This is a genomic window from Pseudomonas sp. B21-047 (assembly GCF_024748775.1).
Lineage (GTDB): Bacteria > Pseudomonadota > Gammaproteobacteria > Pseudomonadales > Pseudomonadaceae > Aquipseudomonas > Aquipseudomonas capeferrum.
Genome location: NZ_CP087169.1, coordinates 4,070,687 through 4,083,040, shown reverse-complemented (window position 1 = coordinate 4,083,040; position 12,354 = coordinate 4,070,687). Strand labels below are relative to the sequence as shown.

Sequence of the window (12,354 nt, the reverse complement as noted above, 5' to 3'; positions counted from 1 at the left end):
AATAACTGGCCCGAAACAGATGTGGGAGCGGCGGTGCGGCGATCCGACTTGCCCCGCGAAGCGCCGCGCGGGCGGCGCTCGATCTGCGCCGCCACCTAATACCCACGGCATGCACTACCGCTTGCCGAGTATCTTCCCCAGCATCTCCGGCCTTGGCGCCCCTTGCTGGCTCTGCAGGTTGCCCTGCTCATCCTGATAGAAGATCGCCGGGGTTGCTTGCAACCCCATTTCCTCCATCAACGCCATATTCCCTTCCAGCTGCTTCTGCACCGCCTCTGGCACCTTCTCCAGCGCCTTGAGCGAACTGGCCTTGCCGGCCTTCTCGTGCTGTGCCAGCGCCTTGGCCGGGTCCTTGGCCGCCAGCAACGCCGCCGACTTGCCCGGGCTGTCCTCGCGAATGATGCCGACCATGATATGGCGCAATTGCACCTTGCCCGATTCCACCCATGGCCGCGCCTGCTGCCAGAACATATTGCAGTACGGGCAGTTGGGGTCGCTGAACAGGTAGACGATGCGCGGCGCATCGGCCTTGCCATCGGCGATCCAGGCGGTTTTTTCCATCTTCGCCCAGATGGCCTTGCTCATCGGCCCGTAGACCAGCTTGTCCAACGGAGCGGCGCTGAGGTCCTGGCCTTGTTCGTCGAACAGGCTGCCGACCAGCACATGCTTGCCGTCAGGTGTCAGGTACAGGGCGATGCCGTTGTTCTGGTACTCGGCGGCATAACCGCGCAGGCCATCGGGGGCATCGAAGCTGCCCTTGATCACGGCCCCCTTGGCTTGCAGTTGCTGGATCGCCTTGGGCAGCGCTTCTTCGGCGTGCAGCAGCGGGGCGGCCAGCAGGGCCAGGGACAGGGGCAGCAGTGCAGTCAATCGCATGTCAGTTTCCTTGTGCGGCAGGGGTGGGCGCGGCGGCCCGGTCGAAAGGTTCCAGGGCGTGGCGCAGGCTGGCCCGTGACAGCTCGCCTAGGTGGCTGCCGATCAGCCGCCCGTTACTGTCGTAGAACAGCGTGGTAGGCAGGGCCATCGAGCCGACCCGCTGGGCCAGTTGGCCGGCGCCGTCGAACAGCACGTGGGTCAGGCTCAGGCCGGTGGTGGCGAGGAAAGTGCTGACGTTCTCGGGCGTCTCACCCTGGTTGACGAAGAGGAAGGTTACGTGGGGGTAGTCACCTTGGGCCTGTTGCAGCACCGGCATTTCGCGCCGGCAGGGCGGGCACCAGGTGGCCCAGATGTTGATGACCAGTGGCTTGCCACGGTAGCTGTGCAGCGCCACGGGCTGCCCGCCGGCGTTGCGCAGGCTCAGCTCAGGCAGCTCGGTGCCTTTGCTGTACAGGTGGCCGCCCAGACTGCTGAGGCCCCAGAACAGCGCACCGCTGAACAAGGCCCAACCCAGAGGACGGCGCAGGCCCGGGTGTCGCCAGCCTTGCCAGAGCGCGCCGAGCACGATGCCGGCAAGGCCGGACCAGAACAGGAAGCCGCCGTCGCGGATGTCGATGACTTGCACCAGGTCATCGCGGTACATCGGCCAGTAGGCCACGACGAAGCCCAGGCGCGCGCACAGCACGCCAATCAGAAACAGGTTGAAGAGTGCCGACTCCGGGCTTTCGCCGCCGCGGCGGGCGACCCACCAGCCGACCACACTGGCGATCACCAGGGCAGTGAGCATCAGCAGGTGGTTGAGGGCCATGGTCAATGGCCCGAGGGTTACGGTCAGCATCAGCCTTGGCTCCTGGTCTGGGTCCAGTGTTGCAGGAACGCGGCAGCATCCACTTCACCGGTGATGCGTCGCGCACGGCGTTCGTCGCCTTCCGGGCCGACCCAGATGATGCTGGGCGGGCCGGGTACCTGGTAGCGTTGCAGCAGTGCCTGGCTGGCCGGGGTGTTGGCAGTGACGTCCAGGCGCAGCAGGTGCACGCCCGCCAGGCTGGCGTGTACGTCGGCACGGGCGAAGACCTTTTTTTCCATGACCTTGCACGACACGCACCAGTCGGCATAGTAGTCGAGCATCACCCATTGGCCACGGGCCTTGGCGGCGTCCAGCTCTCGTTGCAGGTCTTCGGGGCGGCTGACGGTCACGAATGCATCCTCTGCCGGTTGCACCGCCGCAGGCCCGCTACCCCCGGCGAACGGCCGCAAGGGTTGCCAGAGGTCATCGCCCCCGGCCGCTGCACCGACCAGCAACAGCCCGCCCCACAGCGCGCCCAGCAAAGGCAGCGCGCGCAGCGCAGGCATACGCTGCAGGGCCGGCCACGCGGCCCAGGCCAAGGCGATCAGCCAGGCGCCGCTCAGGGCCAGCAGCAGGGCCTGTGGCAGCAGGCTGCGCAGGGTATACAGGGCCATGGCCAGGAACACGAAGCCGAACACGCCCTTGACCAGGTTCATCCACGCACCTGGGCGCGGCAGGTAGCGATTGCCCAGCGTGACCAGCAACAGCAGCGGCACGCCCATCCCCAGGCCAAGGCTGAACAGCACCAGCGCGCCCTGCAGCACGTCGCCGCTCTGGGCGATGTACAGCAGCGCCCCGGCCAGCGGTGCGGTCATGCACGGGCCGAGCAGCAGGCCGGAGAGCGCCCCGAGCAGCGCGGCACCGTACAGGTTGCCGCCACGGGTACCTTGCCCGGCGCGGTCGAGACGGTCGCGCAGGGCGGCGGGCAGCTGCAACTCGAAGGCGCCGAACATCGGCAGCGCCAGCACCACGAACAATGCCGCCAGGCTGCCCAGCAGCCAGGGTTGCTGCAACCAGGCCTGCAGGCTGGCGCCGAGCAGCGCCGCCACCACGCCCAGGGCGGCATATACCAAGGCCATGCTCAGCACGTACACCCCGGCCAGCAACCAGCCGCGTCGGGCGCTGGCGCCATTGCCGAGCACCAGCCCGGCGAGAATCGGCAGCATCGGCAGCGAGCAGGGGGTGAAGGCCAGCAGCAGGCCAAGGCCGAAGAAGGCCAGCAGGCCCCACGCCAGGTTGCCCTGCTGCAGGTTGCTGGCCAGGGCCTGGTCGCTGGCCTGATCGGCGGCAGGGGCCACGCTGCCACCCAGGTCGATGGCGGTGGTCTGCGGCGGGTAGCACAGGCCGGCGTCGGCACAGCCCTGCCAGCCCAGGCGCAACTGGCCTTTTGCGTTGGCAGGGATCAGCAGTTCGAGCTGGTCGCGGTACACCGCACTGTCGCCGAAGAATTCGTCATGGTGGTTGAGCGCCGGCGGCAACTGCGGCTGCTGCTCGGCGGGCAGGCCGTCGAACTTCAGGCGCTTCTGGTAGAGGTAGTAGCCTTGCTTGATCTGGAAGAACAGACGCATCTGGCCATCGGCCTGGCGGTCATGGCTCAGCACAAAGGCCTGGTTGACCGGCAGGAAGTCGGGTTTGACGTCGAACGGATTGGCTTGCAGGGGGCCGGCCAGCAGCAGTGTCAGGAACAGAAAGAGGGCACGCATGTCTTCGCCTTGGCAGTACGTTGAAGTGGGCCATGCTGGCCTGGGTCGATTAACCCAAGGTTAACCCGGTCCTACATCCCCCAAACGCACGCGCCAGGTCCATAATCTTCACTTAATCCACCCGTGGTGCAGTATCTGCCTCACCCAACCCGGAGCCCCACCATGCACGTTCTGCTCTGCGAGGACGATGACCTGATCGCCAGCGGCATCTGCGCCGGCCTCACCGCCCAGGGCTTGACCGTGGACCGGGTCGCCAATGCTGCGGGTGCACGGGCGATGCTCCAGGCGGCGCAGTTCGATGTGATGATCCTCGACCTCGGCCTGCCCGATGAAGACGGCCTCAAGCTGCTGCGGCGCCTGCGTCAGCAGGGCGAGAGCCTGCCGGTGCTGGTGCTCACGGCACGCGATGCGGTCACCGACCGGGTCGATGGCCTGCAGGCCGGCGCCGACGACTACCTGCTCAAGCCGTTCGACCTGCGGGAGCTGGCGGCGCGCCTGCACACCTTGCTGCGCCGTGTGGCCGGGCGGGCGGTGAATGCCATCGAGCACGGCCCGCTGCGTTATGACCCCAGCAGCTGCGAAGCGACCCTGGCCGGCCAGCCGGTCGACCTTTCCCGCCGTGAGCAGGCGCTGCTCCAGGCCCTGCTGCAGAACCCAGGGCGGGTGCTGTCCAGCGAACAGTTGAAAGATTGCGTGTACGGCTTCAGTGACGAGGTCGAGAGTAACGCCCTCAATGTGCATATTCACCATTTGCGCCGCAAGCTCGGTAACAGCATCGTCGAAACCGTGCGTGGCCTGGGCTACCGGCTTGGCCCTGCGCAGGCACCGAAGGAGGTCGCGCCATGAGCCTGCGGGTACGCCTGAGCCTGATCCTGGGCAGTGCCTTCGTGATCATCTGGGTACTGGCTGCCGCATGGATGCTGCGCGACCTGCGCCAGCAGATGATGTTTTCCCTCGACCAGCGCTTGGTGGCTTCGGCGCGCATGGTTGCCGGGCTGATCGACCAGTTGCCGCAACCCTTGGCGGCCAAGGGCGAGGATGCGCATTTTTCCGCCGACCAGTTCAGCGTGCCGGACGGCATGGCCTGCCAGGTGAGTTCACTGCGGGGCGAGATCCTGGCCAGCAACCACAAGCATGACGGGGCCATGGATGATCAGCGCAGCGGCTTCCGTGACCAGACCATCGACGATGCGTTGTGGCGTACGTTTACCTACAACCACGGTGATGTGCGCATCACCACCGCCGACCGCCACATGGAGCGCGAGGCCCTGAACCAGTCGATCCTGCTGGCAGCCTCGGCACCGGTGCTGATGGCGTTGCTCGGCAGCCTCGGCCTGTTGTGGATCGGCCTGGGCAAGGGCCTGGAGCCGCTCAATAGAATGCGCGACGCCCTGCGTCGGCGGCGTGCCGACAGTGTCGAGCCGTTGCAGGTGGCCGGCATGCCCAGCGAGCTGCAACCGCTGCTGGAAACCCAGAACCAGTTGTTCCTGCGCATTGCCCAGACCCTCGAACGCGAGCGGCGCCTGACCGATGACGCCGCGCATGAATTGCGCAGCCCGCTGACGGCGATCAAGACCCACCTGCAGGTGGCGCGCATGACCGATGGCGCGGTGCGCGAGCAGGCGCTGGAGCATGCCGAACAAGGTGCCGATCGCATGCACCGCACGCTCGAGCAACTGCTGATGCTGGCGCGTGTCGAGGGCAGCCTGTCATTCGAGGATGGCGTGCAGTGCAGCGCCGAGCAGGTCGCCCGGCAGGCGGTGCAGGATGCCGGCGGCGGCGACAACCGGCGGATCGTGCTGCGCCTGCCCGAGCAGGCCACGCAGATCTACCTGGGCATGCCCGCGCCGCTGGCGGTCGCGGCCTTGCGCAACCTGCTGGACAACGCCTTGCGCCACGGTGGCGAAAGCGCGGTGGAGCTGGAAGTGCAGATGGCTGACGGCCAGGTGGGCTTCATGGTGCGTGACCACGGGCCGGGGATTGCCGACGACGACTTGCAGCACCTGACCGAGCGGTTCTGGCGCAATGGCCAGAGTGGCGGGTGTGGGCTGGGCTTGGCGATCGTCCAGGCGATTGTCCAGCGTTGCGCCGGTAGCTTGCGTTTCGACAGCCGCAGCGATGGCTTGCGTGTGCTGTTGCAGGTGCCGGCGCGCTCGGGTCGTTGATTTTCCTGGCTTGGTGAACCAGATACAATCCCCAGGCATCACAACCCTGTACAAAAATCCCGCAGCAACCGCTAAATCCTCCCGGCGCTTAAGCGTTTCCCAAGCGACAACTACCCGCACACATCTGCTTACAGGGGCGTGGCGGGGCACTTTCGCTTGCTTGCGAGGATCTACCATGTCGACCGCTACCCGCCTTGCCCAGGTCTTGCCGGCCAGTGCGCCGCAACCCCTGTACGAGTTCACCGATTCGCCGCTGCTGCAACGCCAGCAGCAACAGGAATCCAACGCCCGCAGCTACCCACGGCGCATTCCACTGGCGCTCAAGCGCGCCCGTGGCATCCATGTCGAGGATGTCGAAGGCCGCCAGTTCATCGACTGCCTGGCCGGCGCCGGCACTTTGGCCCTGGGCCATAACCACCCGGTGGTAATCGAGGCGATCCAGCAAGTGCTGGCCGACGAACTGCCGCTGCACACCCTCGACCTGACCACGCCGGTCAAGGACCGCTTTGTCCAGGACCTGTTCGGCGTACTGCCCGAGGCGCTGCGCCGGGAAGCCAAGGTGCAGTTCTGCGGCCCGACCGGCACCGATGCTGTTGAAGCGGCGCTCAAACTGGTGCGTGGCGCCACCGGCCGCAGCACCGTGCTGGCCTTCCAGGGCGCCTACCATGGCATGAGCCAGGGCGCGCTGAGCCTGATGGGCAGCCACGGGCCGAAACAGCCGCTGGGTGCCCTGCTGGGCAACGGGGTGCAGTTCATGCCGTACCCCTACGACTACCGTTGCCCGTTCGGCCTGGGGGGCGAAGCCGGGGTCAAGGCCAACCTGCATTACCTAGAGAACCTGCTGCTCGACCCTGAAAGCGGCGTGCCTCTGCCGGCAGCGGTGATCCTCGAAGTGGTGCAGGGCGAAGGTGGCGTGGTGCCCGCCGATATCGCGTGGCTCAAGGGCGTGCGACGGATCACCGAGCAAGCCGGCGTGGCGCTGATCGTCGACGAGATCCAGAGTGGCTTCGCCCGCACCGGGCGGATGTTCGCCTTCGAGCACGCCGGTATCGTGCCGGACGTGGTGACCTTGTCCAAGGCCATCGGCGGCAGCCTGCCGCTGGCGGTGGTGGTGTACCGCGACTGGCTGGACACCTGGAAGCCAGGCGCCCATGCCGGCACCTTCCGTGGCAACCAGATGGCCATGGCCGCAGGCTCGGCGGTGATCCATTACCTGGTCGAACATCGCCTGGCCGAGCACGCCGAGGCCATGGGCCAGCGCCTGCGCCAGCACTTGCTGCACCTGCAGCGGGATTATCCGCAGTTGGGCGATATCCGGGGCCGTGGGCTGATGCTCGGGGTAGAGCTGGTCGACCCGCACGGCCTACGCGATGCCCTGGGGCACCCTGTGGCCAACCGCGAGTTGGCGCCCAAGGTTCAGCGTGAATGCCTCAAGCGTGGCCTGATCCTGGAGTTGGGTGGGCGCCACGGTGCAGTGGTGCGCTTCCTGCCACCGCTGATTATCAGTGGCGAGCAGATCGACGAGGTGGCGCAGCGGTTTGCCGAGGCCCTGAAAGCAGCGGTCTGACACATGCCGGGGCCGCGTTGCGGCCCCGGCCAAGGTGGGGCCGTTGACACCCTGCAGCGTGAAAGGGCAGGCGGGTGGGGGTGGCCATGCGGGCGTCCTCTTGCAAGCGGGTTTCTCTAGAAGCGAGCCGACGCCACCGCAAATTAACCCCCGCAAGGGCGGCTACCAGCCGCGCCCGGAGTTCACCCAGAAGTTCACCGACAACGAGGTGGACACCGACTCCACCTGATGGAACCAGCCTTCTGGCAGGAACAACAGGTCACCGGCCTGCAGCACCACGCGCAGGAAGGGCACCTCGCGCGCCGCCGGGAAGCGTTGGTAGTCTGGCGCGTCGGGGTTGAAGTCACAGCCGTCCAGGCCCCCTTTGGGGCTGGTCGACCAGGTGCCCAGCGCTGCCCGATGGTGAGGTGCGGCGAGGATGAACGACTTCTGGCCCCAGACCTGGGCGAACAGGTTGTCGGTGTCGTCGCGATGCAGGGGCGTCAGGGTGCCCTTGGGGCCGATCCAGATACGGGGCGAGATGAAGCGCTGGCGCTCGAAGTAATCCGGAAAGCGGATCAGTGTCAGGAGTTTTTCCGGGACGATGTTGTTGCCCATGTAGGCCGGTGTCTCGCCAGGCTTGGCCGGTTTGTCCAGCGAAGCGATGAAGTCGGCCATGGAGGTCGAGCGGAAGTCGCGGTCGGTGGAGAAGGTTTTCTTGACGTAGTCACCATGCCGGGTAATGCCCTGCAGCTCGGCGAAATGCTCGAGCGAAGCCTCGCGGCCCATGCTGAACAGTGGCCAGTCCTGCAGGGCGTCGCCGAGTACCACAGGGGTGCCATGCAGCAGAAACTCGCTTTGAAAGCGCGACAGCGGCATGTCGGCCCGGGCTATGCGCAGCACCTCGCGCTGCACTGGCAGCGCCGCCGAAACCCGTTCGCTGAGGCGTGCCGGCGTGGGGTAGCGCTGGTTCATCGCCACCTTGGCCGGCGCCGCACCCTTGCGGGCGTTGTTGATGATCTGCGGCAGCAAGGTAGCCAGGCCCATGTTGCCGGTGATTTTCAGGCGTGCGCTGGCGAACAGTTCCTCGACATTGGCCGTGCCGCCCATGATGCCGAGGAAGTCGCGCTCGGCCACTTCGATGGTGACATCCGGGGTGCTGTGCCGGCCCGCGCCCGTGCGGCTGGTGTCGCGCACTTCCGACCAGAAGGCCCGGTCCTGGCCGAAGACGAACTGGAACACGCCTTCGATGCCGACGGCATGGGCGTTGGCGAACAGTTTGCTGAGGATGCTCTGAAGGTCCACGGTTAGCCTCTGACGGGGTTTCGTTGTGAAGGGATAACGAGTGTGTCCGTCGTCGATTTAGCCGTGCCTGCCGCTAATTTTCGCGGGGCCTTCTACGTTCCGTAGGGATAGCCGAGTCACATTGTTCAAGCAAGGATCCAACATGGCATTGCACCCTGATCTGGCGGGTTTTCTGGAGCTGGTCGAATTTGGCCGGTTGACGGGCAGAAGCCTGCCCATGCACGCGATGGACGTGGCCCAGGCCCGGGCGGAGTTCGAGGGCAGCTCGCAAGTGCTCGACCCCAGCCCGCCCGGCAGCCTGCAGGTGAGCGAGCTGAACGTCCCGGCGCGTGATGGCGCCAGCCTGCCAGCACGGCTGTACCGCGCGGACGACGCGGGCGGTGCTTTGCAGCCGGTTATTTTCTACCTGCACGGCGGCGGCTACGTTGTAGGCAGCCTCGACTCGCATGATTCGGTGTGCCGCCGTCTGGCAGCCATGGGCGCGTTCGCAGTGCTGGCGGCGGACTACCGACTGGCACCGGAACAGCCGTTTCCGGTGGCGCTGCACGATGTGCTGGATGCCGCCAACTGGCTGGCCGAACAGGCGCCAGCGCTGGGGCTGGACACTCGCCGAGTGGTGCTGGCGGGGGACAGCGTCGGCGCCAGCCTGGCTGCGGTACTGGCCATCACCGCGGTCGAACAGCCTGAGGCGTTGGCGTTCAAGCCGCTGGCACAGTTGCTGTTCTACCCGGTGACCGATATTTCCTGCCAGCGCGAGTCCCATCGCCAACATGCCGAGGGCTACCTGCTGGAAACGCCTACCCTGGAGTGGTTCTACCAGCACTATGCGCCGCAGCCAGAGCAGCGCCTGGACTGGCGCGTGTCGCCCTTGCTGTCGACGCTGCGCGCGCCGTTGGCGCCGGCTTATCTGTTCGTCGCCGAGTACGATCCGTTGCATGACGAAGGGATTGCCTACCGTGATTGGTTGGTGGCGGGCGGGACCGAGGTGACGTTTGCCCGGGTCGAGGGGCTGACCCATGACTTTTTGCGCATGTCGGGGATTGTTGGGCAGGTGGGCGATATCTACCAGGATGTGGGGCGTTGGCTGGAGGGGGTTGGGGATAAGGCTTGAGATTGCCGGGGGCGCTTTGCGCCCCTTCCTGCAGCTCAGCGCACCCGCCGTCCCAGCACATCGACTAGCCGGTCGATCTCGGCTTCTGTATTGAGCAACCCAGGCGCGGTACGCACCACCGGCCCGGCATCACGCGACACGGCATCGACGACAATGCGCTGGCTGTTCAGGTGCCCAGCCACGTCATCTGCCTCCTGACCCTTGACCCTGAAGAAGGTGAAACCTGCCGAGTAATGAGCACTACGGGGCGTCACCAGCTCGACCGCCTCAAGCGCCTCAAGGCGTTGCTTCAGGTAGTCGTTGAGCCCATGAATACGCGCCTGGACCTTCGCCTTACCCTGCTGCAGGTGCAGTTCGAACGCCTTGCCCAGCGCCCAGCGGTGCTCGAAGGCATGGTAGCCGCCGGGGGTCATCACGGTGGCGAAGTCTTCATTCTCGGAAAACGTGGCGATGGTCGGGTTCAGGTGCTTGAGCTCGGTGGAGGCCGCGCAGATGATCCCGGTGCCGCGTGGCCCGAACATCCACTTGTGGGTGCCGGCGATGAAGTAGTCGCAGTTCAGGTCGGCAAAGCGCATGTCCTCGACGCCGAAGCCATGCACGCCGTCGATCACATAGATAATTTGATCGCGCTCGTCGCGCTGCCGATTGACCTCGCGCACCAGTGCGCCGATCTCGCCGACAGGCAGCTTCACACCGCTGCCCGAATGCACCCAGGTCATGCCCAGCACGCGGGTCTTGGGGCTGATGGCCGCAGCGAGGGTGCCCAGTACCTGGTCAGTGCTGACCAACGCGGGGTTTTCGAACAGGCGCAACCTGCGCACCGGCGTGCCATCGCGCGCGGTGCGAAAGCCAAGGGTATGGCGCGCCGCCGAATGCTCGTGCACGGTGGTGAGGATCTCCTGCCCCGGCGCAAGCTTCAGGCCGCCATAGATCAGGCCCAGGCCTTCTGTGGTGCTGCCGGTCAGGGCGATCTGCCGAGAGTTCACTTCCAGGTAGCGGCCCGCCCACTCGCGCACGGCGGCTTCGTGCTTCCACTCCGACTGGCTGTCCCAGTCGACCATGCGTGCCGGGTGCCGGTCGAAGCTCGCGCGCAGGGCTTCGATGGCTTCGCGCACGGGCTTTGGGTGTGAGGTGATCAGGAAGTTGGCGAAGTGCGCGTACTCCGGGTCCAGCTCGAACAGGCTGCGAAAACCTGCCCAGGCGTCGCCACCTGCAGCTGGCGACGCGGCGTGTGCGCCCGGCAGCCACTGGCTGGCCAAGGGCAGGGCGGCGGCCAGGAGGCCTGCCTGCTTGAGAAAGGTACGGCGATGGTTCATGAAGGCACTCGCAGGCTTATCGGGACGAGGTGGTGGCGGGTTGTGCGGCGTGCTGCACCTGTTCCCACACGCGCAGGAAGTTGCCGCCCCAGAGCTTGGCGATATCGGCCTCGGAATAACCGCGGCTGATCAGCTCGGCGGTCACGTTGCGCGCTTCGCTGGCGTCGTGCCAGCCGTCGATGCCGCCGCCTTCGTTGAAGTCCGAGCTCAGGCCCACATGGTCGATGCCCACCTTGCGCACCGTGTAGTCGATGGCGTCGCCAAAGTCCTTGAGCGTGGCCGCTGGTTCTTCGTCGAGGATCCCGTACAGCGCGTTGGCGTACTGGCCCACTTTCTGTTCGGGCCAGCCGGCGATGACCGGGTCGCCCGGCATCAACGCGTAGTTGAGGTTGGCCAGTGGCGGCAGGTCGTAGCGGGCGCGCAGGTCGTTGAGTTTGCCCTGGGTCTTGGGGCTCAGCGGCTTGAGATAGGTTGAGAACGCCACCAGTTGGATCACGCCACCGCTGTCCTTGATCAGTTGCATCTCCTTGTCGGACAGGTTACGGGCGATATCGACCATGGCCCGCGGGGCCGAATGCGAAGCCACCACGGGCGCGCGGCTGAGGCTGATGGCCTGGGCCAGCGCCTTGCTCGACATCTGCGACACATCGATGATCACGCCCAGGTCGTTGAGCCGCTGCACGGCACGTTTGCCGACCGGCGAAAGGCCGTCCAGGGCATCGGCGGTGTCATTGAAGAACGGCAGCGGGCGCGAAGAGTCGGCCCAGCTGTTGTTGCCCACATAGCTGAAGCCGAACATGCGCACGCCGCGTGCGGCCCAGCGGTCCAGCTGATCGATGTCGTCGCCCAGGGCATAGGCATTGAGCATGCTGAGGAACACTGCGAACTTGCCCTCGCCATGCAGGCGCCGCATGTCTTGCGGGGTGTAGGCGATACCGACCTGCTCGGGGAAGTCGCGGACCATGGCGTCGATGGCGTTGTAGCGCACTTCCTGGGTGTGGCGCGCGGCTTCGACGAAGCCGGCGGTCGGCCGGTGCGGGCCATCGTCGCCGGTCCAGGATTCGGGCCAGGCGAAAATGGTCAGTGCGGCGCCGGACAACCGCCCGCGGGCGGCCTTGGCGAGGTCGAAGCGGCCGTTGCCGTCTTTGTCAGCCTCGCTGCCTTCGGTGCCGAAGGTCAGCGGCAGGGTGACATGGCTGTCGAACGAGATGATGCGTTCCTGCAGGTCGTTGGCCTGGCGCACCACTTCTCTGGAGTAGCCTGCCGGCGTGTTGAAGTAGTGCCAGGCGGCAAAACCGGCACCTGCGGTCACGGCCGCGGCCAGGCTGATAAACAGGGCTTTCTTCCAGCGTGGAGTCGTCATCTTGGTCTCAGTAGGTTCACCGTCGAGGGATGGGCACAGAGGCCGCCGCTACCTGGAGTGAACGAGCCTGCCGTGTGGAAATTTAGCCAGCCACGGCGGCTCGTCTGCGCCAGCAACGGTAA

The 12,354-nt window shown here is 66.2% G+C and carries 10 protein-coding genes; 4 read left to right on the top strand and 6 right to left on the bottom strand.

Annotation, left to right across the window (positions count from 1 at the left end):
• Positions 1-114 precede the first annotated feature (114 nt).
• The 3 genes from dsbG to dsbD are packed head-to-tail and all read right to left on the bottom strand — an operon-like array spanning position 115 to position 3,426.
• The gene (dsbG, locus tag LOY26_RS18540; RefSeq protein WP_033699327.1) at positions 115-876 is read right to left on the bottom strand and encodes a thiol:disulfide interchange protein DsbG; all 762 of its coding nucleotides are present in this window, start codon (positions 874-876) and stop codon (positions 115-117) included.
• A 1-nt stretch (position 877) separates the two neighbouring features.
• Positions 878-1,714, bottom strand: coding sequence for a TlpA family protein disulfide reductase (locus tag LOY26_RS18535; RefSeq protein WP_033699325.1), 837 nt, complete (start codon positions 1,712-1,714; stop codon positions 878-880).
• Positions 1,714-3,426 (bottom strand): protein-disulfide reductase DsbD, encoded by a 1,713-nt coding sequence (gene dsbD, locus LOY26_RS18530; protein WP_258713973.1) that lies wholly within the window; start codon positions 3,424-3,426, stop codon positions 1,714-1,716. Before dsbD ends, LOY26_RS18535 begins: the two co-directional genes overlap by 1 nt.
• A gap of 162 nt (positions 3,427-3,588) precedes the next feature.
• Between dsbD and LOY26_RS18525 the strand changes: the two genes are divergently transcribed.
• The 3 genes from LOY26_RS18525 (at position 3,589) to LOY26_RS18515 (ending at position 7,158) form a co-directional block, all read left to right on the top strand.
• On the top strand, positions 3,589-4,272 hold the full coding sequence (locus tag LOY26_RS18525; protein ID WP_033699321.1) for a response regulator transcription factor: 684 nt from the start codon (positions 3,589-3,591) through the stop codon (positions 4,270-4,272).
• Positions 4,269-5,591 (top strand): ATP-binding protein, encoded by a 1,323-nt coding sequence (locus LOY26_RS18520; RefSeq protein ID WP_186657202.1) that lies wholly within the window; start codon positions 4,269-4,271, stop codon positions 5,589-5,591. The genes LOY26_RS18525 and LOY26_RS18520 overlap by 4 nt, the downstream gene beginning before the upstream one ends.
• Positions 5,592-5,766: 175 nt before the next feature.
• Positions 5,767-7,158 carry an aspartate aminotransferase family protein gene (locus LOY26_RS18515; RefSeq protein ID WP_033699319.1) on the top strand — a complete coding sequence of 464 codons (1,392 nt, stop codon included), beginning with the start codon at positions 5,767-5,769 and terminating at the stop codon, positions 7,156-7,158.
• A gap of 162 nt (positions 7,159-7,320) precedes the next feature.
• On the opposite strand, the gene LOY26_RS18510 is transcribed toward LOY26_RS18515, so the two are convergent.
• A complete protein-coding gene (locus LOY26_RS18510; RefSeq protein WP_186657206.1) occupies positions 7,321-8,442 on the bottom strand; it encodes a cupin-like domain-containing protein in 1,122 nt (373 codons plus the stop codon).
• A 142-nt stretch (positions 8,443-8,584) separates the two neighbouring features.
• Here LOY26_RS18510 and LOY26_RS18505 point away from each other — a divergent pair, with 142 nt between their 5' ends.
• Positions 8,585-9,553 carry an alpha/beta hydrolase gene (locus tag LOY26_RS18505; RefSeq protein WP_186663298.1) on the top strand — a complete coding sequence of 323 codons (969 nt, stop codon included), beginning with the start codon at positions 8,585-8,587 and terminating at the stop codon, positions 9,551-9,553.
• Positions 9,554-9,588: 35 nt separating this feature from the next.
• Here the strand turns inward: LOY26_RS18505 and LOY26_RS18500 are convergent, their stop codons facing one another.
• Both LOY26_RS18500 and LOY26_RS18495 read right to left on the bottom strand, forming a co-directional pair.
• The gene (locus LOY26_RS18500) at positions 9,589-10,869 is read right to left on the bottom strand and encodes an aminotransferase class V-fold PLP-dependent enzyme (protein ID WP_258713972.1); all 1,281 of its coding nucleotides are present in this window, start codon (positions 10,867-10,869) and stop codon (positions 9,589-9,591) included.
• A 16-nt stretch (positions 10,870-10,885) separates the two neighbouring features.
• On the bottom strand, positions 10,886-12,232 hold the full coding sequence (locus LOY26_RS18495) for a dipeptidase (RefSeq protein ID WP_095063696.1): 1,347 nt from the start codon (positions 12,230-12,232) through the stop codon (positions 10,886-10,888).
• Positions 12,233-12,354 lie beyond the last annotated feature (122 nt).